This window comes from Mycobacterium senriense (genome assembly GCF_019668465.1).
GTDB classification, from domain to species: domain Bacteria; phylum Actinomycetota; class Actinomycetes; order Mycobacteriales; family Mycobacteriaceae; genus Mycobacterium; species Mycobacterium senriense.
This window is the reverse complement of sequence record NZ_AP024828.1, coordinates 156,915-181,415: the sequence shown is the minus strand read 5'-3', so window position 1 is coordinate 181,415 and position 24,501 is coordinate 156,915. Positions and strand designations below refer to the sequence as shown.

At 65.4% G+C, this 24,501-nt stretch carries 23 protein-coding genes and 2 pseudogenes; 13 read left to right on the top strand and 12 right to left on the bottom strand.

The genetic code is table 11. The features are described from left to right. Window positions 1–110 precede the first annotated feature (110 nt). A pseudogene (locus MTY59_RS00895) lies at window positions 111–1,031 on the bottom strand (LysR family transcriptional regulator); the annotation flags it as partial. A 102-nt stretch (window positions 1,032–1,133) separates the two neighbouring features. On the opposite strand from MTY59_RS00895, the gene MTY59_RS00890 reads away from it, so the two are divergent. From MTY59_RS00890 to MTY59_RS00875, 4 genes are read left to right on the top strand one after another with little or no spacing between them, the layout of a single operon-like run. Next, entirely contained in the window at window positions 1,134–2,420 is a 1,287-nt protein-coding gene (locus tag MTY59_RS00890; RefSeq protein ID WP_221044014.1) for an aromatic ring-hydroxylating oxygenase subunit alpha, read from the top strand. Next, entirely contained in the window at window positions 2,417–2,740 is a 324-nt protein-coding gene (locus MTY59_RS00885; RefSeq protein ID WP_221044013.1) for a hypothetical protein, read from the top strand. Before MTY59_RS00890 ends, MTY59_RS00885 begins: the two co-directional genes overlap by 4 nt. Window positions 2,741–2,744: 4 nt before the next feature. Beyond that, window positions 2,745–3,575, top strand: coding sequence for a TauD/TfdA dioxygenase family protein (locus MTY59_RS00880; protein ID WP_221044012.1), 831 nt, complete (start codon window positions 2,745–2,747; stop codon window positions 3,573–3,575). Continuing rightward, window positions 3,572–4,450 (top strand): TIGR03619 family F420-dependent LLM class oxidoreductase, encoded by an 879-nt coding sequence (locus MTY59_RS00875; protein WP_221044011.1) that lies wholly within the window; start codon window positions 3,572–3,574, stop codon window positions 4,448–4,450. Before MTY59_RS00880 ends, MTY59_RS00875 begins: the two co-directional genes overlap by 4 nt. A 25-nt stretch (window positions 4,451–4,475) precedes the next feature. Here MTY59_RS00875 and MTY59_RS00870 read toward each other — a convergent pair whose 3' ends face one another. Continuing rightward, window positions 4,476–5,621 carry an LLM class flavin-dependent oxidoreductase gene (locus MTY59_RS00870; protein ID WP_221044010.1) on the bottom strand — a complete coding sequence of 382 codons (1,146 nt, stop codon included), beginning with the start codon at window positions 5,619–5,621 and terminating at the stop codon, window positions 4,476–4,478. Window positions 5,622–5,819: 198 nt separating this feature from the next. Between MTY59_RS00870 and MTY59_RS00865 the strand changes: the two genes are divergently transcribed. Together MTY59_RS00865 and MTY59_RS00860 are read left to right on the top strand one after the other, a co-directional pair. Next, entirely contained in the window at window positions 5,820–7,283 is a 1,464-nt protein-coding gene (locus MTY59_RS00865) for a cytochrome P450 (RefSeq protein WP_221044009.1), read from the top strand. Window positions 7,284–7,299: 16 nt separating this feature from the next. Then, window positions 7,300–8,448 carry a sulfotransferase family protein gene (locus MTY59_RS00860; protein WP_221044008.1) on the top strand — a complete coding sequence of 383 codons (1,149 nt, stop codon included), beginning with the start codon at window positions 7,300–7,302 and terminating at the stop codon, window positions 8,446–8,448. On the opposite strand, the pseudogene MTY59_RS00855 reads toward MTY59_RS00860, so the two are convergent. From MTY59_RS00855 to MTY59_RS00845, 3 genes and pseudogenes are all read right to left on the bottom strand, one after another. After that, a pseudogene (locus MTY59_RS00855) lies at window positions 8,412–8,766 on the bottom strand (MMPL family transporter); the annotation flags it as partial. The gene MTY59_RS00860 and the pseudogene MTY59_RS00855 overlap by 37 nt on opposite strands. Before the next feature lie 55 nt (window positions 8,767–8,821). Beyond that, window positions 8,822–9,328: a DUF2505 domain-containing protein gene (locus MTY59_RS00850; protein WP_221044007.1), complete on the bottom strand. Its 507-nt coding sequence runs from the start codon at window positions 9,326–9,328 to the stop codon at window positions 8,822–8,824. Between the two features lie 27 nt (window positions 9,329–9,355). After that, window positions 9,356–10,012: a M15 family metallopeptidase gene (locus MTY59_RS00845; RefSeq protein ID WP_221046185.1), complete on the bottom strand. Its 657-nt coding sequence runs from the start codon at window positions 10,010–10,012 to the stop codon at window positions 9,356–9,358. A 220-nt stretch (window positions 10,013–10,232) separates the two neighbouring features. Here MTY59_RS00845 and MTY59_RS00840 point away from each other — a divergent pair, with 220 nt between their 5' ends. Continuing rightward, entirely contained in the window at window positions 10,233–11,801 is a 1,569-nt protein-coding gene (locus tag MTY59_RS00840; RefSeq protein WP_221044006.1) for a serine hydrolase domain-containing protein, read from the top strand. Between the two features lie 7 nt (window positions 11,802–11,808). On the opposite strand, the gene MTY59_RS00835 is transcribed toward MTY59_RS00840, so the two are convergent. The 3 genes from MTY59_RS00835 to MTY59_RS00825 all read right to left on the bottom strand — a co-directional run bounded on the left by MTY59_RS00835 (window position 11,809) and on the right by MTY59_RS00825 (window position 16,225). Further along, window positions 11,809–13,371 (bottom strand): LCP family protein, encoded by a 1,563-nt coding sequence (locus MTY59_RS00835; RefSeq protein ID WP_221046184.1) that lies wholly within the window; start codon window positions 13,369–13,371, stop codon window positions 11,809–11,811. 437 nt (window positions 13,372–13,808) lie between these two features. Further along, complete coding sequence (locus tag MTY59_RS00830) at window positions 13,809–14,687, bottom strand: phytanoyl-CoA dioxygenase family protein (RefSeq protein WP_221044005.1); 879 nt, start codon at window positions 14,685–14,687, stop codon at window positions 13,809–13,811. An 80-nt stretch (window positions 14,688–14,767) separates the two neighbouring features. Next, on the bottom strand, window positions 14,768–16,225 hold the full coding sequence (locus MTY59_RS00825) for a phospholipase D-like domain-containing protein (protein ID WP_221044004.1): 1,458 nt from the start codon (window positions 16,223–16,225) through the stop codon (window positions 14,768–14,770). A gap of 183 nt (window positions 16,226–16,408) precedes the next feature. Between MTY59_RS00825 and MTY59_RS00820 the strand changes: the two genes are divergently transcribed. After that, window positions 16,409–16,810, top strand: a complete 402-nt coding sequence (locus tag MTY59_RS00820; protein WP_221044003.1) for a DUF732 domain-containing protein — start codon at window positions 16,409–16,411, stop codon at window positions 16,808–16,810. Between the two features lie 53 nt (window positions 16,811–16,863). On the opposite strand, the gene MTY59_RS00815 is transcribed toward MTY59_RS00820, so the two are convergent. The 3 genes from MTY59_RS00815 to MTY59_RS00805 form a co-directional block, all read right to left on the bottom strand. Then, on the bottom strand, window positions 16,864–17,478 hold the full coding sequence (locus MTY59_RS00815; protein WP_221044002.1) for a methylated-DNA--[protein]-cysteine S-methyltransferase: 615 nt from the start codon (window positions 17,476–17,478) through the stop codon (window positions 16,864–16,866). After that, on the bottom strand, window positions 17,475–17,978 hold the full coding sequence (locus MTY59_RS00810) for an RNA polymerase sigma factor (RefSeq protein WP_221044001.1): 504 nt from the start codon (window positions 17,976–17,978) through the stop codon (window positions 17,475–17,477). Before MTY59_RS00810 ends, MTY59_RS00815 begins: the two co-directional genes overlap by 4 nt. A gap of 75 nt (window positions 17,979–18,053) precedes the next feature. Then, window positions 18,054–19,058 carry an oxygenase MpaB family protein gene (locus MTY59_RS00805; RefSeq protein ID WP_221044000.1) on the bottom strand — a complete coding sequence of 335 codons (1,005 nt, stop codon included), beginning with the start codon at window positions 19,056–19,058 and terminating at the stop codon, window positions 18,054–18,056. Between the two features lie 99 nt (window positions 19,059–19,157). Here MTY59_RS00805 and MTY59_RS00800 point away from each other — a divergent pair, with 99 nt between their 5' ends. From MTY59_RS00800 to MTY59_RS00780, 5 genes are read left to right on the top strand one after another with little or no spacing between them, the layout of a single operon-like run. Next, the gene (locus MTY59_RS00800; protein ID WP_221043999.1) at window positions 19,158–19,754 is read left to right on the top strand and encodes a TetR/AcrR family transcriptional regulator; all 597 of its coding nucleotides are present in this window, start codon (window positions 19,158–19,160) and stop codon (window positions 19,752–19,754) included. A gap of 11 nt (window positions 19,755–19,765) precedes the next feature. Further along, complete coding sequence (locus MTY59_RS00795) at window positions 19,766–20,038, top strand: hypothetical protein (protein WP_221043998.1); 273 nt, start codon at window positions 19,766–19,768, stop codon at window positions 20,036–20,038. 58 nt (window positions 20,039–20,096) lie between these two features. Then, window positions 20,097–20,504, top strand: coding sequence for a DUF4267 domain-containing protein (locus MTY59_RS00790; protein ID WP_221043997.1), 408 nt, complete (start codon window positions 20,097–20,099; stop codon window positions 20,502–20,504). Between the two features lie 60 nt (window positions 20,505–20,564). Beyond that, complete coding sequence (locus tag MTY59_RS00785; protein ID WP_221043996.1) at window positions 20,565–22,136, top strand: adenylate/guanylate cyclase domain-containing protein; 1,572 nt, start codon at window positions 20,565–20,567, stop codon at window positions 22,134–22,136. Window positions 22,137–22,168: 32 nt separating this feature from the next. Further along, the gene (locus MTY59_RS00780; RefSeq protein WP_221043995.1) at window positions 22,169–22,996 is read left to right on the top strand and encodes an LLM class F420-dependent oxidoreductase; all 828 of its coding nucleotides are present in this window, start codon (window positions 22,169–22,171) and stop codon (window positions 22,994–22,996) included. Between the two features lie 2 nt (window positions 22,997–22,998). Here the strand turns inward: MTY59_RS00780 and MTY59_RS00775 are convergent, their stop codons facing one another. Further along, window positions 22,999–24,474 (bottom strand): protein adenylyltransferase SelO, encoded by a 1,476-nt coding sequence (locus MTY59_RS00775; protein WP_221043994.1) that lies wholly within the window; start codon window positions 24,472–24,474, stop codon window positions 22,999–23,001. Window positions 24,475–24,501: the final 27 nt, after the last annotated feature.

The following is a 24,501-nucleotide window of genomic DNA, read 5'->3' as shown; positions in this document are numbered from 1 at the left end:
TCCTCGGGCGTGACGTGCACCCGCTTCGGTTTCGGCGCGGGCCGCGGTGGATGCGAGGGTTCACTGGGCATGACGCGATTATCCCTCAACTCGGACGAACTCCAGGACTGCGCCCTGGCGATGTTCTCGACGATGATCTGACACGCGGTGTCATAGAAGGCGCTGATCAAGGTGGAGAAGGACAGCTCGAAGGGATAGATCATGTGCACGGCCAGCGGCTCGACCGCCCACTCGGGCAGGATCGGCACGATGGTGCCCTCGCGCAGTTCCTCGGTGCAGATGATCTGCGTGGGCATGGCGCCGATGCCGAGTCCCTGCAGGATGTACTCCTTGCACACTTGAAAGTTGTTGGCCCGCGCACGTACTCGTGGTGACAACTCGTGTCGTCTGTCCAGTTTGGTCACCGTCAGCTTGAGCTTTTGCGGCCCGCAGAAGCCGAAGTCGATGAACGGCAGAGTGTTCACCTGTGCGGGTTCGGTAATCGGATCCTTCATTCGCGCTACGAAATCGGTTGAGGCGCAGAGGAACAGGTTCAGGTCGAAGACCTTCCGCGCGATCAGCGTCGAATCCTGTAGCGGGCCGGGGCCGAACACGACGTCGTAACCGTCCTTGACCGGGTCGACGATGTTGTCGACCAACCGAATGTCCAAGCGCGAGTTCGGGTAACGCTGCAAGAACGTGGCCCCGACGCGAGATGCGTAGTCGATGCCCAGGCTTACCGGTATTGCGACCCGCAGTTCGCCCTGGGGTTCCTGCCGACTGCCCTCCACGAGGGCCCGTACGCCGTTGGCCTCGGTTCGGATGCTCATCGCGTGCTCGTAGATCTGCTCGCCGATGTCGGTGACCGTCAGCTGGTGGGTGTTTTTCCGCAGTAGTTTGATGCCCAGGTCGGATTCGAGCTTGGTCAGCTTCCGGCTCACCGTGGACTTGGGCATGCCGAGTGCCGTCGCCGCCTTCGAGATGCTGCGGCAGTCCACCACCTTGCCGAATACCAGCAGGGCATCGAGGTCAAAGGGCAGATTATTTTCCATGGGCGGTGTTCCAAGTATGCAACAGGGTGTTGCGTTCGTACACCTTATTGGGGGTCCCCGCAGCTGCTAGCGTCGGCCGCACCAGGTAGGAGGTACGCGGGGATGAATCAGCCCATCGCCGTCGCCAAGCCCCCAAACGGGCACTGGACCGACGCATATCCCGAACTCGGCCGCGGCCCGGTGTCGCTCGAAGATTGTGTATCCGAAGAGTTCTACGAGAAGGAACGCGAGCACGTCTTCAGGAAGACTTGGCTTTACGTGGGGAGAGTCGAACGAGTCCCCCGCTCGGGCAGCTACTTCACCCGCGAGTTCAGGTTCGTGAACACCTCGATCATCGTCGTGCGCGGCAAAGATCAGGTGATCCGCGCCTTCCACAACATCTGCCCGCACCGCGGCAACAAGATGCTGTGGGAGGACGACCCGTTCCAGGAAGTGTCCGGCCGCGCCCCGTTGCTGTACTGCCGCTTTCACGGGTGGCGCTACAAGCTGGACGGCTCGCTGCACTCGGCCACCCGCAAGGACCTGCTGCTGGACTTCGACGCGGACAGCTGCCAGGTGCCGGCGGTGCAGTGCGAGGTGTGGGAAGGCTTCATCTTCATCAACCTCAACCCGCACAACACCGAGCCGCTGCGGTCATTCCTCGGCGAATTGGCCCATGGCATCGAGGGCTATCCGTTCGACGGGCCGCATCAGGTCTACAAGTTCTCGGTCGAGTTGCAGTGCAACTGGAAGATTTTCGTCGACAGCTTCGCCGAGAGTTACCATGGCCCGTACCTGCACGCATCGTCGTTCGGCGCTGTCACCGCGGAGGCCAGAGACGCGTTCGACCAGCCGAACCCGTTCACCGACGCGCTGGCCTACCAGCTCAGCGGCCCGCATCGGATGTTCTCGTTCTCCGGTGAACCCTCGCAGAAGACGCCGTATTCCAAGCCAATTGAATGCGTGATGGAAGCCAGCGCCGCGGGTCCCTGGAACAAGAAGATCGATCGAGGGTCGATGCCCCCCGGGATCAATCCCACGCGGTCGGAGAAGTACGGGTTCGACTCGTTCCAGTTCTTCCCCAACTTCGTCATCATCTTCGGCGCATCCGGCTTCACCACCCACGCTCACTGGCCTACCGGCCCGCACTCGCACGTGTTCGAAGTCGAGATGTTCTATCAGCCGCCGAGGACGCACAGGGAGCGACTCGGTCAGGAGCTCACCGTGACCTTCCTCAACGACATCATCCTCGAGGACGCGAGCCCGTCCGAGGGTCTGCAGGCGATGCTCAACAGCGGTGTCCTGACGCATTTCACGATGAATGACGAGGAAATTCTGGTGCGCCACCTCCACAAGGTGGTCGGTGATTATGTTGCGGCCGGCGAAGCGGCGAAGGCGGGTCAACGATGAGTACGGTTCTGCCGAAAGAGTTCTCGCAACTCGAGCACTTGGTGCCCGAGTGGGCGATCGAGGATGGCCACCAGCGCTACGTCAAACGCGTCAACAGCTCCATGGAGCAAATCCGGGCCTTCTACGACGAGGTGTTTCCGCACGCCGAGGAAGCCGTCGTCTACATCGACAAGTTCGACTACTCCGAGCCGCTGCCCGACGACGTCGCCAATCTGCGCAACCTGCTCTACTCGCTGATCACCGTCTCGTTGGCGGTCGAGCTGTGGAAACAGCCGCGGGTCAAGCATTCGGCCAACACCATCCTCACGAGAGTGAGTTAAGGCCATGGGAATCGGTTCGGCACAGCTGGAGATCCTCGACGTGACGCCGACAATCGGCAGCGAAATCAGGACCGATCTCGACACGCTGCTGAGCGGGCGGGAGGCGCCGACGATCCGCGACGTTCTCGAGCGGCGCGGCGTGGTCTTCTTCCGCGGCCTGGACATCGGTGACGACGAGCAAGTCGCCATCGCCAAGACCCTCGGCACGCTCGTCGCCAACGAGGGCCAGGGCGGCATCAATAAGATCTCCCTCGACGAGAAGGTCAATCAGCGCGCCAAATACCTGCAGGGCTCGATGTTCTGGCATTTCGACGGATCGCTGCAGCCGCTGCCCAATCTGGCCACGCTGCTGCGCGCGGTGCAGCTCTCCGAGACCGGGGGGCAGACCGAATTCTGCAACACCTACGCCGCCTACGACGACCTGCCGGATGCCGACAAGGACGCGATCGCGGAGCTTCGCGTGGTGCACAGCGCGGAGCGCTCGCAGTATTACGTCACCCCGGAGATGAGTTACGACGAGGTGGCCTTCTGGCAGAAGTCACCCACGAAGGCGTGCCCGATCGTGTGGACGCATCAATCCGGGCGCAAATCCTTGCTGTTGGGCGCGACCTCGGATTACGTGATCGGCCTGCCGGTAGAGGAAAGCCGCGCACTGCTTGCGCGGCTTCGTGATTGGGCCACCCAGCCGCAGTATGTCTATCAGCATCAGTGGCAGCCCGGCGACCTGCTCATCTGGGACAACACCGGGACCATGCACCGGGTGTTGCCGTATTCGGTCGACAGCGGCCGCCTCATGCACCGAACGATTCTCGCGGGTGAAGAGCCCCTGCAGTGAAGCTCGGCATCGCCACCCCGGTCGTCACCAATGTCGCTGGTGCGCCCCTGGAATGGGAGAAGGACGCCGGCATCGAGGACATCGGCCGGGTCGCGGAGGTCGCGGATCGGCTCGGCTATCACCACATGACCTGCAGCGAGCACATCGGCATGCCTTCGACCGAATCCGGTCGGCGCGGAGCTCGCTACTGGGATCCGCTGGCAACGTTCGGTTATGTTTCCGGGCGCACCAAACGACTTCGCTTCGCGACGATGACGTTGGTGCTGGGGTACCACCATCCGCTGGCGATCGTAAAGCGTTACGGCACACTGGACCACGTCAGCAATGGGCGGCTGATCCTCGGTGTGGGCGTCGGTTCGCTCAAGGAAGAGTTCGACCTTCTCGGTGTGCCTTTCGACGACCGCGGCGCCCGCGGCGATGACGCCCTGAGGGCGCTGCGGGCGGCACTGCCGAGCAACGAGCCGACGTATCACGGTGCGTTCTACTCGTTCGGCGGGTTGACCGTGGACCCCTGTGCGGTACAGCCGCACGTGCCGATCTGGGTCGGCGGGCGCACACGACGTTCCCTGCGGCGTGCGGTCACCCTCGCGGACGGTTGGTGCCCGTACTACGTGTCGATCCACACCGCCGCGGACTGGTTGCAACAGTTCGAATTACCGCCCGATTTCGAGGTGGTGATGCCCGCGGAGCAAGCCCTGGATCCGGCCGGGAAACCCGAGGCGACACGGGATACGTTGCGGGAGTTGGCCGACGGCGGCACCACCACCCTCTCGGCTCGATTCGTCCACCATTCGTTGCAGCACTATCTCGAGCAACTGCACGCCTTGATCGAACTGCACGGCGAAACCTTCGGTGCGGACGCGCCCACGCAGTAGACCAGTCGACGGCCGCACGGGGACTTCATAGTTTCTTGAGCCCGCGCAGAATCTTGAAAAACGGCGCGCTGGATGCAAGGCCCTTCCGCAAGGCCGGCTGCAGGTAGCTGAGGTTATTGACAACGAAATAGCGCACTCCGTGGTCGCGCCACTGCGCAGCCTGATCGACGACCTCGTCGGGCGTCCCGGCCAGAAGTGCGTCTTTGAGCAGTGATACCGGGACGTTCTTGGTGTAGGACAACACGGTGTGCTCGTCCAACGTTTGCGGGACCAGATCTTGCGCGCCGCTGAATTCACCTCCCAGCGGATGCTGTACGCCGTGGTCGGCCCACATCTGGCCAGGGATGATGAGCGCGAAGGCCTTTGCGGCGTCTGAATTAAGGGCCTGCTCGACGTCGTCGGGGCTTCGTCCGGTGACGACAAAGGCTGAGATTGCCGGCGTGATCGAACCAGGGGCGCGGCCGGCGTCGGACGCCGCTGTTCGCACTGCTTCCAGACCCGATGCGTAGTCTTTGGGTCCCGAGACGAGGCCGGGGAACCAGGCGTCGGCGTAGCGCCCGGTGGCCCGCAGCATCCGCGGGCCCTTTGCGGCGATCCAGATCTCGGGCCATTTGCCGCGGTACGGGGGCAGGTCGAACACCGCGTTACGCAAGGGAAAGTACGGCGACTCACGCGAGATGGGTTCGCCACGGGAGTTCCACAGGGCACGGATCGTGGCGATCGCCTCTTCAAAGCGTGCCACGGGTTTGGTCCAGTCAACTCCGTAGGGCTCATTGCCCTCCCGCTCTCCCACACCGATGCCCAGAATGGCGTGGCCACGGCTGATCAAGTGCAACGTGGCGGCAGCCTGGGCGGTGACCGCCGGATGACGTCGGTTGGTATCCGTCACGCCGACACCAAGCCGTAGACGTCCAAAGCGCTTGCGGGAAGCAAGATGTCCGAGCATCGTCCACGGTTCGAGTTGAGCGTCAACCTTTGGGATCAGTTTGGCGACACCGAGGTAGCCCGGCGTGGCGAGCGAGCGTGGGAACAGCGAATTCAGGTGGTCGGCCGCCCAGTAGGAGTCGACACCGCTGGCCGCGGCCATTCGCAAGTTGGTGCGCGCGAGCATGGTCGGGGAATATCGAGAATTGAGAAGCTGACTGCTGATGCCGACTCGGATGTGGTTCATGAACGTCGCCTTTCGCAGGAGTCGAAGCAGTGCGACGCCGGCCGATTGTCGGCCAGGCTAACAGCCGTTAACGGGAGGGGAAACTGCGTTGGCCACGTCGACGAACTCATCGGCTTTTCCCGACCTGCGTGATTAGCATGGTGCCGCTACCCTTACATCATTCCGCAACCTAACTAACCTTTCTGGGATCGGGGGCTGATGACGGCGACGCTATCCGGTGCCGAAGAAGCAGAGGGTTGGGTGCGGCAAGGCGGCGGGTGCCCCTTTGGGCGCGGTGGCTCGTACTCTGTGCCGGCCACGCGAGACTTGTCGTTGCCGATGGGCGATGTCGCGACTCGGCGCGTCCCGACGCTCGCGACAACGATGAGGCGCGACGCCCAGCTTGCGCGGGCGTGCGCGCCGATGCTGGCAAAAGTACTGGCGCTCACCGCGGCCAGAAAGGTCCGCTCCAGGCTGGCCGGCGGCCATGCCCCAGAGCATGTGCAGATCACCGAATTCGACCCAATGAGCCCCGCGATCGCCCGTGATCCATACCCGCACTATCGAGAGCTTTTGGCGGGCGAGCGGGTGCAGTACAACCCCAAGCGCGATGTCTACATCTTGAGCAGATATTCCGACGTCCGTGCGGCTGCACGTAACCACGAGATGTTGTCCAGTGCGGAGGGAGTCACATTTTCCAGGGGTGCGGCGCCTTTCCTTCCCACGTCTGATCCGCCAGTACACACGCGGATGCGCAAGCAGCTGGCGCCGGGGATGACGCGCGGCGCACTGGAATCCTGGCGTCCGATGGTCGACGAACTGGCCCGAGAGTTGGTCGGCGGTCTGAAGGAGCGGGGAACCGCGGACGTCGTCTCCCTCGTGGCCGCACCGATGCCGATGCGCACCATCACCAATGTTCTCGGCATTGCTGGACCGGACGAGGCCGCTTTCATCCGTTTGTCGAACCAGGCGGCTCGTATCACCGACGTCAACCTGTCGGTTTCGGGCCTGGGGTCGCTGATGCACGGCTTCACCGGATTTCGGCGATTGCGTGCGCTCTTCACGCAGATGCGCGATAACGGGCAGCTGGGGGAGTGCACCGTTCTCGGACGGCTCGCCGGACATGCCGACCGTGGGCGGCTCAGCGATGACGAATTGTTCTTGTTCGCCGTATTACTGATGGTTGCGGGCCACGAGACCACGGCGAATATGATCAGCACCTTATTCCTGACGCTGGCCGAATATCCAGAACAGCTCAGGCTCCTTGCACAGCGACCAGAGCTGATCCCTTCCGCGGTTGAGGAGCAACTTCGCTACCTGGCTCCGGTCCAAAACATGTGCCGTACAACGCGCGTCGACTACCCCGTCGGCCGCGCCGTCATACCGGCAGGCTCCCGTGTGCTGCTGCTGTGGGGTGCAGCGAATCGTGACCCGCGTCAATACGATGACCCAGATGTCTTTCGTGCCGAACGTAATTCGGCCGGTCATCTCGCGTTCGGCTCCGGCATCCACTCGTGTCCCGGGACCCATTTGGCACGGATGGAGGGCCAGGCGGTCCTGCGCGAGATCGTCACCAACCTCGACCGGATAGATGTGGTCGAGCCGCCGACGTGGACGACAAACGCCAACCTTCGCGGCCTGGTCCGGTTACGCGTGGCCGTTACGCCCCGCGCAACCGCGTAGAGCACGTCCACGTGCGATGAAGAATCCCCGCGCGACACCTCGATTCTCCTGGTGGCAGGAGTGGGCCGCGCCGGTGTGGATAGGCTGCAATTTCTCGGCGTGGGCGCGCCTGCTGATCCGTAACCGTTTTGCGGTGCACTGGAGCCGCTGGCACTACGCCACCCTTTACACGCTGGTCAGCGTGGTCAACTCCTGTCTGGGGTTGTTGCAGAAGATCGTGTTCGACAGACGCGTGGCCGAAACGACGATCACCGATCCGCCGATCTTCATCGTCGGGCACTGGCGTACCGGCACCACATTGTTGCACGAACTGTTGGTGCTCGACGATCGCTACATCGGCCCGACGGGCTTCGAATGCGTTGTACCGCAGCACTTTCTGCTGACCGAGTGGTTGGCGCCGTTGGCGGGATTCATGGTGTCGAAGCATCGGGCCATGGACAAGATGGATTCGAGCTTGCATCACCCGCAGGAAGACGAGTTCGTGTGGATCATGCAAGGACAGCCGTCGCCGTATCTGACGCTGGCGTTTCCGAACCGGCCGCCTGAGCATGAGCGGTTCCTTGATTTGGAGCACTTGTCGCCGCGAGAACTAGCGGCATGGAAAAGGGTCCTCTTCCAGTTCGTTCAGCGGTTGTATTTCCGCCACCGCAAGGCCGTCGTCCTCAAGAACCCCAACCACAGCTTCCGAATCAAGGTCCTCCTGGACATCTTTCCGGAAGCGAAGTTCATCCACATCGTCCGGGATCCATATGTCGTTTATCCGTCCAGCATTCATCTCGTGAAGTCGTTGTCTCGGGTGCACAGCCTGCAACGACCGACCTTCGAGGGATTGGACGAGAGAGTTCTCGCGACCTACGTCGACCTTTACCGCAAGGTGGACGAAGGGCGCGAACTCGTTGACCCGGCACGCTTTTACGAGTTGCGCTATGAGGATCTGATCGCTGATCCCGAAGGGCAGTTGCGCCGCCTGTACGAGCATTTGAGGTTGGGGGGCTTCGAGCAATACCGGCCGCGCCTGCGCCAGTACCTTGCCGACCACGCGGACTACGAGACGAACAGCTACGAGCTGACTGCGGAGCAGTGCAAAATCGTCACCGAGCGCTGGGGCGAAGTCATTGACCGCTATGGCTACCGTTCGGCTTCCGCGTCGGAGCCGAGCTCGTAGCGGCGGTGGTTGCCCGTCGATTCCCGAAGTAGCAGTGCGCGAACCAGGGGCCGCGGGCCATTGGCACGAAGCAACGCGCTGGCGGGTCGGGGGCGCACTTTTTGCGGCCACCAGAACCAGCGCCCGAGAAGCGTCGCGATCGCCGGGGTCATGAACGCACGCACGACCAGCGTGTCGAACAGCAAGCCCAAGCCGATGGTGGTCCCTACTTGCCCGATGACTCGCAGGTCGCTGACCACCATGGAGGCCATGGTGAAAGGCGAATACCAGGCCGGCATTGGTCACGATCTTGCCGGTACCGCCCATCGCGCGAATGCCGGTTTGCTCCATTTCGGCCCTGAAATACGACAGGACGCGACCGACGAGTTAAGCCTCAGGTGTTGTCGATGATCCACGTGGTGGTGAAGCGCAGCATCTCGGGGATGCCCTTGGACAAATCGGATCCGATGGTTTTCTCCAGCTTGCCGCCGACCAGCGGGATCTTGACCTCCACCCTCAGAGTCGAGTGCAGTTGTGAACCGCCGTCATCCGTCGGCGCCAGTCGGCTTTCCGCACGGCCCGACCCCAACCCGCCGGACGCCGAGACACTGACGTGCCCGCGCACCTGTCGGTCGCCGTCCGGTCGCCACGACTCGGTTTGCACGATCTTCACGTCACCGGTGACGAATTTGGCGACCAGCCCGGGGAGAAGTTGACGGCCCAGGTGCTGGGTCGTGCGCACCGTCACGGTGCCGTCGGCGTCGCTCACCAGGGAATCCAACGTGGCGTCCGCGGAGCCGGCCGCGATGCGGGCCAGCCAATAGTCCTCGCGACCGAACGCGGCATGTATTTGTTCGACGGTGGCGGACGACTCGGTCGAGACGTCGAATGAGCGCGACATATCCGTCCATTCTTGCAGAGGCCCGGCTCACGGTCGCTCAAAGTGCTGGTAGTCGACGGGCGACGTCCAATCGCCGCCCCACCGCCACCCGCGGTCCGCGAAGATGCGCACGCCGGGGTCCCCGCCGTGCAAGAGCCCTGGGTCGCTGCGACTGCGGTCCAGATACTCCGCCGCGTTGCGCGGTTGAAAAGTGCCGTCGGCGTAGACGCACGGGTTGAGACGCGGATTCACATCGATGGCCCGACCGTAGGCGTGTTGCGACCAGTGCTCGCTTCCCGGGATGCCCCGGCAATTGAAGGCCGACGTGTTGTCGTCCTCCATGGAGAGCTCGTCGTCGGCGCCCGGGTAGCGGTCCGCCGTGCGGATCTTCTCGATGGGAAATCCCACTCGGTAGAGCTGCCCGAAGACCGCGATGACCTCCGGCACCAGGTCCTGGTGCACGATCAGCTCGCCGCGATAGGTCCGGCCGTCGAAACCGAGGTGGTCAACCTCGACTCGTCGTAGCTGCGCGGGGTCCACCGGGCAGCCCGGCCGCCAGCTCGCACCGAGCTCCGCGGCGGTGACCGGGTGAACGTTGCTGGCGGCGGGCGACGACGGGCCGGCAGCCGGCACGGCGGACGATGGCCTGGCCGCAGGGGGATTCGGCGCGGCGCTGCAGTGCGTCAATGTGACCCCGGCGGCCATCGTGTGCGCCAGCACGGCGACCCACCGCCTGCCGGATATCACTGGGGATGGGTCCTCACCGCTTGCTCCATCGCGACACGACCGTCGCGACCTGGTGTCGCGAGACAGGTCCGGCGCCAACGCTACTGCAAGCCGCTCCTAATCTCGTGCGCAGCAGTCCCTTTGCGTCGAAGCCGAAGGCGCACTGGATGCCGTCAGGCCGCCGACTTACGCTTGCCGTATGCCGGTAGTCAGTGGCGGGTGGAAGTTCTGGCCATCCTTGCTACGCAAGACGATTGTGGTCGCAATTGTGTTGCTCGCCCTCATCGCGGTTTCTCCGTGGACTTTTACGGCACGCACACCGGTAGCCGACCGCCCGCAGCAGCCCGCGCAGACGCCCGCACAGACGCCGGTGCCCGTTGCGGCGCCGACTGCGGCTCCCGCACCCGAATTCGCGACCATCTCCAAGCTGATGAACGACGCGATCGCGGCAGGCGGGCTGCCGGGCGGCGTGGTAATGGTCGGGCACGATGGCAAGGTCGTCTTCCACCAGGCATACGGGTCGCGCAAACTTGCGGGCGAACCGGGGCTGGACGGATCGCCCGCACCCGCGGAGCCGATGACCGAGGACACGATCTTCGATATGGCGTCATTGACGAAGTGCCTTGCAACGGCGGTCGCCATCATGCAGCTCTACGAACAGGGCAAGGTGGCGTTCGACGATCCGGTGCAGAAATATCTGCCCGACTTCAATACGACGAACGATCCACGGCGGGCACAGGTCACGGTGCGCATGCTGCTGACCAACACGTCCGGCGAGGGTATCGACGTAAGCCTGGCAGACCCATGGGGGCTGGGCGGACCCGACAAAGCCGAAGGCATCCATCGCGCGCTCACCACGCCGCTGCAGTCGGGTCCGGGTGAGCTCTTCCGATACTCCGACATCAACTACATCCTGCTGGGCGCGCTGCTCGAGAAGACCACGGGTGAGCCCGAAGACACCTACGTCCAACGCGATGTGTTTGCGCCGCTTGGCCTGCAAGACACCCGCTACCTTCCCGCGGCCAAGGCCTGCGGGCCCCACACGATCAGAGGAGCAGCGGTTGCCTGGGCCCCCGCGCCGGCGGGGGGCGAGTCGATGGCTTGTCCCGCAGGGACTTGGAACACCAGCCTGCTGCCGCGCGTCGCGCCGACGGCCCGCGACGAGGAAAGCAGAGACGACCCCGGCAAGAATCCGGATTTCTTTGCCCTGCTTCGGGGTACGGTGCATGACCCGACGGCACGCCGGATGGGGGGAGTTGCCGGCAATGCCGGCATGTTCTCGACGGCGCACGATGTCAGCATCTTCGCGCAGTCGCTGCTTGACCGGCTGGCCAACCGCCCGAGTGAGTTTCCTTTGCGGCCAGAAACTCTCGAGCTGATGACGACTCCTCAGCAGCCCGGCCATACCGCCGAACAACTTGTGGCGGCAAACCGCGCCGTTCAACAAGCTCACACTCCGACCTATCCGGCGATCGAAGGGCAAAGCCTGTTTGGTTTTGGCTGGGACATCGACACCGCGTTCTCCGGGCCGCGCGGGAAGGTCTTTCCCGTCGGCAGCTTCGGCAACACCGGGTTTACCGGAACCACGCTGTGGATCGACCCAGGTTCGAATACCTACGTCATCCTGCTCTCTAACTCGATCCACCTACGGGGGAGCCCGCCGATCTCCCACCTCAGGGGTGCGGTGGCCACGGCCGCGGCGCAAGCCTTGCAGCTTTACGGCGCCGCGCCACCGGCCTCGACGCCGGCCCCACGCAAAACGCCGTAGCACCTTGTCATTTCACGCAGGGAATGCCGTCGGCGGTCATCCGCGAGAGATTGGTTACGGCGGGTTGCTGCGCTCCGCTTCCGGTGGCGGGCACGGTGGTGACGGGTGCCGTGGCGGTTGCGGTCGGCGATTCCGACGTGGAATTGCGGGTCTGGTCGAACCGGTAGATATCGGTCCCGACGGTCAACCGAACCGTGTTGCGGGCAACGCCGTCGGATGCGGTCGCCGTTATGTCGTACTGGTCGGCGAGCTCGGTCGCCGCCATCTTCGCGCCGGGTCCGTACGCGATGCTGCTCGTCTCGGTGGTCGAGTCGGCCGTGCTGAGCCTGCCTTCACTGAACTTCCCAGTCGCCAAGAGCATTTGAACGGTTGCCGCCTCTCCCTGTTGGCCCGAGGCATTGACGACGTCGAGCGCGACGCCGCCGGAGGTGCTCTGCGTGTCGCTGTCCGGTTGCGCCGTCGTGGTGGGGCTGCTGGTCGAGGGTGCAACAGACGAATCGGCGCCCACCAGGTTGTGCACGATCGAGCGGATGGTGGGTACGTCGATGAAGTTCACATAGGCGCCATCTGAGAGTTGACCGAAGCTGGTGACCGGCAGCGTGTACAGCACCACCGGTCTGTTGGGGAATGCCAACGCATTACGAATGAATTCGTCGAAGTCGAAACCGGCGTCGACGGCGACGTTCTGCTTGGCGACATCCAACAGGGCGTGCAGTTTGGTTGCGTCCGAAAACGTTCCGCCGCGGCGCATCGCACTGACCACCGAGACGATGAAGGCCTGCTGGCGTCGACTTCGATCAAGGTCGGTGAACGCCGCGTCGTTGGGGTCGCGGCGTTGCCGGACGAAGGCCAACGCCTGCGTTGCGCTGATCTGTTGGACGCCTTTATGAAAGTCCGCGCCGGAGTAGTACCGGTCCGAGGTGTCCGCGCTCAGGCACACCGTGATCGGTTCGACCACCCGGGCGAGTTGGAAGAACCCGGCCAGGGTGACTTCGATGAAGTGATCGATCGGGATCTGCAGAAGACTTTTGACGGTGCTGATTTCGGCTTTGCGGCCCGCCTCCCGCGCCGCCTGTTCCTTTTCCGTCGAGCCTTGCCCTTGCAGCGGGGTCGGAGTCGGCTGCGAGCCCGCGGAACCGTGGCCGGCGATCACCCTCTGGTAGGCGTAGCTGTAGGCCTCCTTGATCTTGCCGCGGCAATCCGAGGTCGGGCATCCCGCCAGATCGACATAATCGTCGCGGGGGATCGAGATCGCCGTGGCCGGACCGCCGCCGGCAGGAAGGTGCACCACGATGAGCGCGTCGGAATCGCCGTCAGCCGAATCCTCGTTGCCCGCGTGCAGCGCGTCGTAAATGTCGGGTGGCAGCGGCTGCCCGTGCTGGTCACGGCGGCTATCCAGGCCCATGATCAGGATGTTCTGGTCGCTTCCGGTCGACGCGGGCTCACCGGCCAATGCCTCGGATTTGGTGATGCCCGCCGACGCGCTCCGATAGGCGTGCCAGGCGATGCCGATGACGGCGACCACCACCAGGGATATCAAGGCGGCCAGCACCTTGGCACCGGCCACCATCCTGTGGTTGCGGTGCAAGCGGTTCCGGGGCCCGTCCGTCGGTGAATTTGCTTCTTCGCCGGGCGGGCCCGCTCGACGCGTCATGACAGATCTGAGAATAGCCTGGTCGCACCGCTTCAAACCCGGGGAACGCGGAGTTGAGGCACCCGTCATCCCCTCAGTCGGTTGGTAGCCGACGACCGTGCCGGCCCAGTCCGCCCAGTCGCCGACCATGTCCGCAAAGTTCGTCAGGAAGCGGCCCGTGACCGCGAGGACCGCGGCCCGCTCGGGAAAGGGGGCGGTGATACCACCCAAATCCCGCGGGGCTGGTCGGTCATCTCGGCGTGCTCACGCCGCAGGGATCAGCTGCGCAGTACGCCCCGACTCCCGCGGCGCAGGGACTGTACTTCCACGGCTTGGTGAGCAGGCCCGGGTTGATCGCCTACATGGCCAAGCAATCACGTGCCTTGGCCCGTCGCATCTGTGCTTAATTCCAACAGCCGCAACGGATGCAGGCCGTCGACGTTGCCGACGAATGGCGGATGAATGCTGTAGCCGAGCATCCGGCGAAGGTCACCGGAGACCGCCCGCGCGATGTCGCGCGATATCGACAAGGTGTAGGCCTCCATCGGCCGCAGCCATGGTTGGCAGTACTGGGCGGTGACGGCGAGGCGGTCGCGGCCGGTGTCGTTGGCACCCCCGCCGTGCCAGAGGGTGCCGACGAAGAAGACGCACGAGCCGGTGGGCATCACGACGGGTAGGGCCTGATCGTCGGGTCCCGGCCGGCGCTTGCCCCAGCGGTGGCTGCCCGGATAGACGACGGTGGCGCCGTTGTCGGCGGTGAAGTCGTCGATCGCCCAGATCGTCGCGGCCGCCAGCGGTTCCCGGGGCCGCGGAATCGGGTAGAACCCGTCGTCGTGGTGCGCCAGCTGCGCGGCCTCGCCGGGCTGAATGTTGATGGCCTGCAACGCCGAAAGCAGATAGTTGGGCATCAGCAGCCGATCGAGCACCGCGAGCACCCGCGGGTCATCGACCAGCCGATCGCACACCCGGGTCCTACTCAGCAGGCTGTAGATGCGCTGGGTGCGCAGGCCTTCGAACGAGTTGCGGCCGGTGTGCCCCAGCCAAGGGCGCACCACCTCACGGATCTGCGAGCACTGCTCGGCGGTGAGCAGGTTCTCCCAGATGACGTAGCCGTCGCGATCGAGTGCGGCCATGTCGGCCTCGACGGTCGCGCTGTCCGCCGCGCTTCCACCGGTCGGCGTCCGCTTGTACCGCTGCGCCAGGTCTCCCCGCAGGTCCTCCAGCGTGGTGACGGAGTCGTCGTCGATGCTCATTGGTGCTCGTCCTTAGTCCACTGGCACTTCTGCCCACCCTAGGCCGAGTTCGGCTCAACCCACACCCGAATCGCTGACGGTCAACCCCGTAGGCCGGTGATGAACCGTTGCACGCTGCGGGTCAGCGACCGTGGGACGTGGTCGGGATCCATCAGGTCGTTCTCGGCCAGCCGGCCCGCCTCGTTGGCGACGGTCCGCTCGGTGAAGGGCCGCAACGTCTTGCCTTCTCCGCGAAGTGCCTCGATCGCCTTGCGCACCGACCGGTGCTCGCCGACCGCGTTTTCGAAGTCGCCCACCGAAACGCCGAGGTGCTCCGCCATCAATTCGCTTCGCACCGAGGCGATTTCGCGGCGTACGTCGTCGTGTTCGGAGTTGGCCGGCTGCGCCTCGATCGCGACGTCGCACTCGCTGTCGAAGCCCATCGAGCGGTTGTTGAAGTTCGACGAGCCGATGCGCAGCAGCCGGTCGTCGACCACCAGTACCTTGGAATGGATGTAGATCGGCGTGCCGCCGTCGGTCGCCGGCCAATAGACGCCCAGCCGGCCATGATCGTCGGCTTCCCACAGCAGCCGGATGAGGCGGTGACGGGCGCTGTCCATCGTTCCGCGCTCGAGCGGGTTGTTGCCTCTGCGGGCCAGCACGATGACGATCTCTGGACCATCGTCCTCGCGCAGCCGCGCAACCAGCGCCTGGGCAATCGTTCGGGATGCCAGGTATTGGTTCTCCACATAGATGGTGTGGCGCGCCGCCGCGATGGCGGCCAGGTTGAGCGCCTCCACCTCCCGGACCTCGGCGCGGTCTTCGCGCTCCGGCACGGTGCGTGCGATTCCGACGTCGACGTTGCGCAGGTCCGGTTCCAGCTTGCTGGGCCAGGTGCTGTGCTTGGCCTCGACCGGAGCCAACGAGTGTTTGGTCGCGGTCTGCCACCTGGCCAGGGCCTGCTCACCCAGGGCGCGTGCGGCCGCACCATCGACGGCCAGGCCGACGTCGTGCCGCGGCCCGTAGCTGCGCCCCGCCGTGCGGCGGTGAGGGCTGTCATGCGCGTGCGCCCGGGTGTCCCATCGTTCGAGCGTCAGATCGATGCCGCCGCAGAACGCCACCGCATCGTCGACGACCACGATCTTCTGATGATGCACAGAGCCAATCGGATGGGCGCCGTCGATGGCGAAATGCATTCGCCTGCTGCTGATCTGGTTCAGCAGAGACACCGGGGTGAGGCCGAACCAGATGCCGTCGAAGGCCGGCAGCAGACGCAGATTGGACTTGAGCAGGTAGATGTCCAGGCCCGGCCGTTTCCAGAGCATCCAGTAAAGGAACGCGCCCAGCTGGTTCGGCCCGGGAAGTGTCTTCTCGCCCCGCTCGAAGTTCACCCTGGAATCGAAGTCCCAGCCGATCAGCATGATCCGCTGGCGGGCGCGCAGCATCGCGGCCTTGACGTGCCTGAAGTAGTCGGCCGCGTCGATGATGGCGGCGAACTGCTCGGCCCGTGCCGTGCGCCAGCAGGTCCGGCCGGGAGTCAGGAGTCGATCGTCGTCCACGCCGGGGCTCTCAACGATGTTGCTGGGACAGCGCGGACATAGCCACTGTGTACCACATAGGGCCGGGTGTCAGGATTCGTGCGGAAACGGCGCCCGGCGGCCCGACGTGGGCGTTTGCCGCCGTTATCCACAGCCGGCGGGGCTCGGCAGGACAGGGCCGCCGATCTATATGAGGATGAAGCGATGCGAATGCTGCTAGTGCTTGCGGGCTGCGCCGCCCTCGCCGGCGTGGCCGCGCCCGCGTACGCCGACCCGGTCGGCACTTCGGGAGCTGATGGGAGCTTCATCGCGGCGCTCAACCAGGCGGGCATCACCTACCGGGACCCGGCTGCGGCCGTCGGGGTGGGTAAACGGGCATGCGAACTGATGGACGAGGGCAGTCCCCAGGTCGACGTGATCAAGAGCGTGTCGTCGAGTAATCCGGGGTTCACGGTCGACGGCGCTGCCCAGTTCACCATGATCGCGGCGAGCGCCTACTGCCCGCAGCACCTGGGGCAGCATGTCAACCAGGCACCGCAGCCCGCGCGGACGCAGCAGTCGTCGCCGGTGATCGACCTTCCGCCCCTCACGCCGGGCGCCGCCTAGCGGCCGGTACGGGCGGCGGGGTTGTCCCGCAACGGGATTCGCCCGGATCCGAGTTAGGCCGCGGCCTCGAGGGTGAGCAGGATGCGTTTGGCTTCCACGCCCCCGAGATAGCCGCCCATCGCGCCGTCGCTGCGCACCACGCGGTGGCAGGGCACCACGACCGGTAGCGGATTGGTGGCACACGCACTGCCGACGGCGCGAACCGCGTTCGGATTGCCGGCCAGCTTGGCCACCGCGGCATAGCTCGCGGTGTGACCGTAGCCGATCTCGGGCAGATGACGAAGCACCGTGTTGCGGAATCCGGCCGAGAGCCGCCAGTCCAGCGGCACGCCGAAATCCCGGCGCTTACCGGAGAAGTACTCGTCGAGTTGCCGTGCGGCCGTGTCGAGGCGGCTGGGTGCGAGCAGGATGCGCGGGCTGATCCTCTCGGCGAGGCTTTGCAGGACGGTGTCGTGACCCTCGCTGGCGTAGGCGACGCGGACGAGGCCGAGTTCGGTGGCCGCGATCAGCAAGGCGCCGACCGGACTGTCGACGATGCGGTAGGCGATGTCGAGGAGGTCCTCGGCTTGCGCGGCGGCGGCGAGCCGGACGTGCAGTGTGCCCAGGTCGCCGGCGGTGGCGTCGGTGCTCTGCGTCAGCTCGCGGATCAATTCGTGTTCGTTGCTCATCGGTGTTCTCCTGTCCCGGTCGTGCCGGCGGCGACGCCGGGGTATGTGCGTCTGAGGGTGCCGATGCCGTCGGCGGCGGCGCGCCGGGCGGCGTCGGGACTGCCGCCGAGGATGGCGGCGATCTCGGAATAGGGCAGGCCGGCCAGGTAGTGGAAGGCCACCGCCTGCCTCTGCTTGGCGGGCAGCCGGGCCAGTGCGTCGGCCAGGTCCTCGTCCCTGTCGGGATCCGCCGGGCCGGCGGTCTCGGGGACGTCGTGGGTCGGCACTGCGCGTCGCGCCCGGGCCCGGGTGAGGTCGATGGTTTTGCGGTGCGCGATGGTGACCAGCCAGGCCTCGATATTGGCGTCGGCGGGCAGGTCCGGGTAGCCACGCAACGCGGACAGAAAGGTCTCCGACCAGGCATCGTCGGCGTCAACGGGCCCGACGATGGCGCGGCATACCCGCAGTACGGCGGGACCGTGGTCGACGACCACCGCCTCGAACGGTCGTTTAACTGTCACGCTGTGTAGACGTTTCGCCGGAGAAGTTTGTGAGATGTCCCCAGTGTCGAACACCGGAGGCGGCGACGGGAGCGACTACACGGACTGGAAGCTGCGCTCCACCTCGGACCGGCTGCGAACCTGATCGCTGCCGAGCACGTAGGTCGGCAGGGTGTGGGGGACCGTGGTGCCGCCCTTGACCCTGGCCTGGGCCTGCCGGAATTCCGGCGCGGGGCCGGATGCGGCGTTGATCCCGTTGATGATCGACCACACCGCGGTGCGACGGGCGGTGCGTTCGACGATGTTGCAGTCGCGGTGCTGCAGCATCTGTTTGGCCCATTTCGGCATGGTGTCGCGGATGGCCCAGTCGACGGCAGCCTGCGGCATGTGGACGTTGGGGCCGGTGCCCATCGCTTTGCCATAAGTGACAGCCAGTTTCGGCAAGTAGGACTCCAGGCACTCGAGCGTCTCGGCCTTGGTGGTCGGCAGGTCGGTGCCTCCCAGCGCGTGCCCGACGCGGACGAACTCACCGTAGTAGCGGTCGAGGCTCTTGCCGCGCAACGGCATCGGGTGATAGAGCTCGTGCGCGGTGGCCAGGCCCCAGACGACCGTCGCGTAGTTCCAGCGCAGCCACTCGGGGTCGTCGGCGTCGTAGCGGGCGCCGTCGGGACGAGTGCCCTTGATGGTGTGGTGCATCGCGCGCACGGATTTCGCCAGCCGCTCAGCGGTTTCCGTTGACCCATATGCCGTACCGATGAAGAACGCCACCGAATGGCCGAGACGTGTCGCGGCGCCCTCAGGATCGATCCGGGGCACTTGCGATATCGGGTTTCCGTTGCTGTCCCGCTTGATCAGTCGCGAGTGGTGCATGCCCATCCAATAAATTGACGGGTCCAGGGTCTCCATGAAGGCGGCGCACTGCAGACCGAAGATCAGCGCGGGCAGGTGCGAATGCACGCGCCACACGGCGCTGTCGGGGCCGAACCAACCCGGATCGCCTACCGGCGCGGCGAACTCCATGCCGCGGAAAAAGTACCGTCGCATGTTGTCGTCCAACCGTTTGTTGATCAGCTGCCCGACGATCTGGTGTGGCAGAAACACAGCGCACTCCCTCGAAACTTCTGGTCACGACTGTAACCAGAATATGTTTTTGGCTACATGTGTGACAAGACCCGCGCCATCCCGACTTACGCTGTAGGGATGTCGAGTCCCACCCGGTGGGCCGGTATACCGCTCAAGGACCGCCGCGCCGAGCGTCGTGCGCTGCTGGTCGAGGCCGCCTATCGACTGTTCGGCAGTGGCGGTGAGGCGGCCGTCTCCGTGCGTTCGGTGTGCCGCGAATGCGGGCTGAACACGCGATACTTCTACGAAAGCTTCGGTGATACCGGCGATCTGCTCGGCGCGGTCTACGACCGGGTGAGCGATCAGCTCGGCGAAGTGATCGAGGCCGCAATCGAGCAGGCGGGGGACTCGCTGGGCGCCCGGACCCGGGCCGGCATCGCGGCGGTGCTGGGCTTCTCATCCGCTGATCCGCGCCGCGGCCGGGTGCTGTTCACCGACGCGCGCACCAACCCGGTGTTGGCCGCCCGGCGCCGCGCGACGCAGGACATGCTGCACGCGGGCGTGCTCACCGAGGGCTGGCGCCTCAACCCCGACTCCGATCCGGTGGCCGCGGAGGTCGCCGCCGCCCTGTACACCGGCGCCATGGCCGAGCTCGCGCAGCAGTGGCTCGCCGGGCAGTTGGGCACCGACCTCGATGTCGTGGTCGACTACGCGCTGAAACTGCTGCTGCGGTAGGGAGTGCGGTTATGGGCGGAATCGAACAGGCGATGGACCCGGTCAGGCGCGTTCTCGGGCACAAGGTCAGCGTCGGCGGGCTGATCGAGCTGGGATTGTGGTTGTTGATCCCGTACCTGTGTATCGGGTTCGCGTGGACAGCTTTTCACCCTGAGCAGACCCAGCGAATTCAGGCGCGGATAGAAGCCGTGGCGCCCACCGGCGCCGACGCCATGGCCTTCGGGGTGGCGACGGTGCTGTGGCCGGCGTCCCTGCAGATCGCCGATTCCTGCCCCGCGCCGTGAGCGACTCTCGGGTGGAATGCGTGCACGATCGGACGGTTTGCTCCTAGGCTCTCAGACCATGTCCATCGACCGGTTCGGCCTTCTTGCGGGCACCATCCGACTTGCCTCTGGCGTTTCCTTCCTCGTCGACCCGCTGCGGGCGAACAAATTGTGGGGAGACCCGGACGAGCCGACACCGACAGCGCAACTGTTGTTGCGGTCGATGGGCTATCGCGACGCGCTGATCGGTGTCCTGCTCTTGTCGGCGGCGCTGCGCGGTAAGAACACCCGCGGCTGGTTCCTGGCCTCCGCCGGTGCGGACGTGGCCGACCTGGTCGGCGGGATGAGCGTCCACAACGAGATGAAGCCTTCGCAGCAGATCATCGGCCTGGGCGGCGCCGCTGTCGGTGTCGCCGCGGGCCTGTGGGGTGCGGTACGTCCGGCCAAGCGGGCGGCCCGGGCGGTGACCGAAGAAACCGTTGTGTAACTGAGCGAATCGGCAAGTATTTGCTGTTCTAGACCGCGATGCAGTCGGTACGCTCATTGCGTGCCGGAGACGGCGTATGCAAACTGCGGTGATCTCAGCCTGGCGTACCAAGTGATTGGCGACGGGCCGATCGATCTTGTCTTCGCTGGTTCGTTCGCCAGCCATGTCGAGCTGTACTGGTCCATGCCCGAGTTCAAGGCCTTCATGGAGCGGCTCGCGGCGTTTTGCCGCGTCATCCTCTTCGACAAGGCCGGCGTCGGGTTGTCGGACCCCGTTCCACGGGTCCGCACTCTGGACGATCGGGCGGCCGAGATCGAGGCCGTCATGGACGCCGCCGGCTTCGAAAGGGCTGCGCTGCTCGGGGTGAGCGAGGGTGGCCCGGCGGCCATTCTGTTCGCCGCGACGCGACCGGAGAGAACGCGGGCTTTGATCCTCACCGGCACGGCGGCATATCTGCCCAGCGAAGGTTGGGACGACCTTGATCTTGATCCGGCTGAGCTCCGGGCACGCTCCATACGTGAGATAGGCGAGGAGTACACACCGTCTGAAGACCAGATCATCGGCTTCCAGAAATTCGGCCGGGCGGTCGTGTCGGCGTGGGGAAGTGGTGAGGCACTCAAGTGTCTGCTGCCGTCCGTCCGGTCGTCACGCCAGCTGGGAATGCTCGAGCGCATGTGCGCGAGCCCCGGGATGGCGCGGGTCACGCTTGAAGCCGCTTTCCAGATCGATGTCCGGCCGATCCTGCCGACACTCACCATGCCCACCTTGGTCGTGCACGCCGCCAAAGATCCCGGGGTCCCGGTGCAGGCGGGCAGGTATCTGGCCGACCACATACCCGGCGCGCGCATGGTCGAGCTCGACGGCACGGACCATGCGCCGTGGTTCACGGACCCCGAAAAGATCGCCACCGAGATCGAGGAGCTTCTCACCGGCAGCCACGCGACCCCGGCCCCGTTGAATCGCGCCCTACGGACGGTGCTGTTCACCGACATCGTCGCGTCGACGGAACGCGTCGCGGCGACTGGCGACGAGCGGTGGCGAGCGGTCCTGCAGCGCTTTGGTGAGATCACCGCCGAGGCCACCGAACGATACGCCGGCACGGTGGTAAAGAGCACCGGCGATGGGTACCTCATCACGTTCGACGGCCCGACCCAGGGCATCCGGTGCGCCGAGAACCTGCGCGACGATGCCGAGAAACTGGGCGTCGAAATCCGTACCGGGATCCACACGGGAGAATGCGAACTCATGGATGCCGACATCGGGGGGATCGCAGTCCACATCGCGGCGCGGATCCTCGGTCAAGCCGGTGCCGGCGAAATCGTGGTGTCACGGACGGTTCGTGACTTGGTCGTCGGCTCCGGGATCGGATTCCAAGAGCGAGGCGTCGTCGAGTTGCGTGGCGTTCCCGGCGCCTGGGAGCTGGTCGCCGTCGACCGTCACGGTGCGAGCCGCGCATCGCGCGAAGTGCAGCTGGCGGCGGCGTCCACACCCGGGCCCCGGACGTCGATGCGTCGGTCGGACCGTGCCGTGGCGGTGATGGCGAAACGCACGCCGTGGCTGCTGCGCGGAATGGCGCGATTGGTGCCGGTTACCGACGGTGGCCCGGTGGCCGCCGCAACAAGCTCGCGCTGACAGGCGAGCGGTGATGCTGTTGACTGAGCATTATGGGTTTCGGTGTGCTGACATTTGTTACCGACGACGGCATTGGTCCTGCGGACTTGGGGGAGGCGCTCGAGCAACGCGGTTTTGAATCGCTCTTTCTCGCCGAGCACTCACACATCCCGGTCGACGCGAAGACCCCGTATCCGAGCGGGGGCCCGATCCCGCCGAAGTACTACCGCACGCTGGATCCGTTCGTGGCGCTGAGCGCCGCGGCGGTCGCCACCGAGCGGCTCGTCCTGGGCACCGGCATCGCTCTGGTGCCCCAGCGCGATCCGATTCACACGGCCAAGGAGGTGGCGTCGCTGGATCTGGTGTCGCAGGGGCGATTTCGATTCGGTGTGGGAATCGGCTGGCTACGTGAGGAGATCGCCAACCACGGCGTGAATCCCGCGGTCCGCGGACGCGTCGTCGACGAGCGGCTCGACGCAATGATCGAGATCTGGACGCATGAAAAAGCGGAATATCACGGCGAATTCGTGAACTTCGACCCGATCTACAGTTGGCCCAAGCCGGTCCAGCAGCCTTATCCGCCGCTGTATCTCGGCGGCGGACCGGCCGGCTTCAAGCGCATCGCCCGGCTGAACGCGGGCTGGCTGTCGATGACGGGGTCGGCGGAGGAATTGTCCTCTCCGCTCGAGCAATTGCGTGACTTGGTCGGCAAGGACGTGCCGGTGATCCACTTCCATGGCGGCAAGCCGACGGCGAAAGAGCTCGAGGCCTATCGCGAACTGGGCGTGGAGCACCTTTTGGTGGACCTGCCGACCGAGCCTCGCGACCAAACGCTACAACGCCTCGACGGGTTGCAGGCCGAGCTCGCCAAGCTATCGTAACGCTAAGTGCCGCAAAAGGTTTGGTACTTGCCGAAGTCCTCGGGGGCGGGCGCGGCGTAGCGCTCGACGCCGGGCCGTTCGGCATAGGGGTCTGTCACCGCGGCGAGCAGTTGTTCCAGTGGGCCGAGCTCGCCGGCCGTCGCGGCGGCGAGCGCCTCCTCGACGAGATGGTTGCGCGGAATGTAGATCGGGTTGCTGCGATCCATCGTGTCGGCGTCGGGGCCCAGCGCCCGCCAACGTGTCAGCCACGCGTCAAAGCCGGCGAGGTCGGCGAACAATCCGCGCACGGGTTCGGCATCGGATTTCGCAGCTCCACGCGCCGCGTGGCTGAGCCCGCGGAAGAACGAGGTGTAGTCGACGTGGTTCTGCTTGAGCAGCAGCAGCAGTTCCTCGACGAGCACCGTGGCGAATTCGGTGTCTACGCTGTCGGGTAGGCCGAGTTTGGCGCGCATCCCGGAGCTCCACACGGCGTCGTAGCGGGTCTGGAAAACGCCGAACGACTGTTCCGCGAGCGCAATGGCCTCCTCGGTGTTCTCCGAGAACAACGGCAGAAGCGTCTCGGCGAAGCGGGCGAGGTTCCATCCGGCGACGACCGGTTGGTTGCCGTAGGCATAGCGTCCCCAGAAGTCGATCGAACTGAAGACGGTGTCGGGGTCGTAGGCCTCCATGAAGGCGCACGGCCCGTAGTCGATCGTTTCACCCGAGATGGTGGTGTTGTCGGTGTTCATCACGCCGTGGACGAATCCGACCAGCATCCATCGCGCGATCAGCGACGCCTGGACGGCAACCACCGCTTCGAACAGGGCGAGGTACGGGTTGTCCGCCTCGGCGGCGCCGGGGTGGTGGCGGGCGATCGCGTGGTCGGCGAGGCGGCGCAGCAGGTCGTCGTTCCCGGTGGACGCGGCGAACTGGAAGCTGCCCACCCGCAGATGACTGCTGGCCACCCGGGTGAGCACGGCTCCGGGCAGCGTTTCTTCGCGATGGACCGGGCGGCCGGTGCCCACCACGGCCAGCGACCGCGTCGTGGGCACGCTCAGCGCGTGCATCGCCTCGCTGATGATGTATTCGCGCAGCATCGGCCCCACCGCGGCCAGGCCGTCTCCGCCACGGGCGAACGGCGTGGCACCCGAACCCTTGAGGTGGATGTCCCGCAGCCGCCCGTCGCCGTCGATGAGTTCGCCGAGCAGCAGCGCACGCCCGTCGCCCAACCGCGGAACGAAGCCGCCGAACTGGTGACCGGCGTAGGCCTGGGCCACCGGGGTGGCCCCGTCGGGCATCGAGCTGCCGACCAGGAAGCGCAGCCCGTCGGGGCCGCGCAGCCAGGCGGCGTTGAGGCCCAACGACTCGGCCAGCGGCTCGTTGAGCGCCAATAGCTGCAGCTCAGGGAAGGTCTCCGCCTGCCAGCGGACCGCCATCTCCGGTAACTCGCGGAAGAACCGGTCTTGGAGAGCAACGGTGGTATCCGGGGCAACGCTCATCTCATCGAGCCTACGGAAACCCGAAGG

Bases quoted from the DNA above. Each gene is read 5' to 3' on its own strand.
- MTY59_RS00820 (WP_221044003.1), top strand. From the start codon at position 16,409: ATGCGAATGCTGCTAGTGCTTGCGGGCTGCGCCGCCCTCGCCGGCGTG.
- MTY59_RS00800 (WP_221043999.1), top strand. From the start codon at position 19,158: ATGTCGAGTCCCACCCGGTGGGCCGGTATACCGCTCAAGGACCGCCGC.
- MTY59_RS00850 (WP_221044007.1), bottom strand. From the start codon at position 9,328: ATGTCGCGCTCATTCGACGTCTCGACCGAGTCGTCCGCCACCGTCGAA.
- MTY59_RS00795 (WP_221043998.1), top strand. From the start codon at position 19,766: ATGGGCGGAATCGAACAGGCGATGGACCCGGTCAGGCGCGTTCTCGGG.
- MTY59_RS00815 (WP_221044002.1), bottom strand. From the start codon at position 17,478: ATGAGCAACGAACACGAATTGATCCGCGAGCTGACGCAGAGCACCGAC.
- MTY59_RS00865 (WP_221044009.1), top strand. From the start codon at position 5,820: ATGACGGCGACGCTATCCGGTGCCGAAGAAGCAGAGGGTTGGGTGCGG.
- MTY59_RS00780 (WP_221043995.1), top strand. From the start codon at position 22,169: ATGGGTTTCGGTGTGCTGACATTTGTTACCGACGACGGCATTGGTCCT.
- MTY59_RS00835 (WP_221046184.1), bottom strand. From the start codon at position 13,371: ATGGTGGCCGGTGCCAAGGTGCTGGCCGCCTTGATATCCCTGGTGGTG.
- MTY59_RS00890 (WP_221044014.1), top strand. From the start codon at position 1,134: ATGAATCAGCCCATCGCCGTCGCCAAGCCCCCAAACGGGCACTGGACC.
- MTY59_RS00790 (WP_221043997.1), top strand. From the start codon at position 20,097: ATGTCCATCGACCGGTTCGGCCTTCTTGCGGGCACCATCCGACTTGCC.
- MTY59_RS00775 (WP_221043994.1), bottom strand. From the start codon at position 24,474: ATGAGCGTTGCCCCGGATACCACCGTTGCTCTCCAAGACCGGTTCTTC.
- MTY59_RS00860 (WP_221044008.1), top strand. From the start codon at position 7,300: ATGAAGAATCCCCGCGCGACACCTCGATTCTCCTGGTGGCAGGAGTGG.
- MTY59_RS00870 (WP_221044010.1), bottom strand. From the start codon at position 5,621: ATGAACCACATCCGAGTCGGCATCAGCAGTCAGCTTCTCAATTCTCGA.
- MTY59_RS00830 (WP_221044005.1), bottom strand. From the start codon at position 14,687: ATGAGCATCGACGACGACTCCGTCACCACGCTGGAGGACCTGCGGGGA.
- MTY59_RS00880 (WP_221044012.1), top strand. From the start codon at position 2,745: ATGGGAATCGGTTCGGCACAGCTGGAGATCCTCGACGTGACGCCGACA.
- MTY59_RS00845 (WP_221046185.1), bottom strand. From the start codon at position 10,012: ATGGCCGCCGGGGTCACATTGACGCACTGCAGCGCCGCGCCGAATCCC.
- MTY59_RS00885 (WP_221044013.1), top strand. From the start codon at position 2,417: ATGAGTACGGTTCTGCCGAAAGAGTTCTCGCAACTCGAGCACTTGGTG.
- MTY59_RS00840 (WP_221044006.1), top strand. From the start codon at position 10,233: ATGCCGGTAGTCAGTGGCGGGTGGAAGTTCTGGCCATCCTTGCTACGC.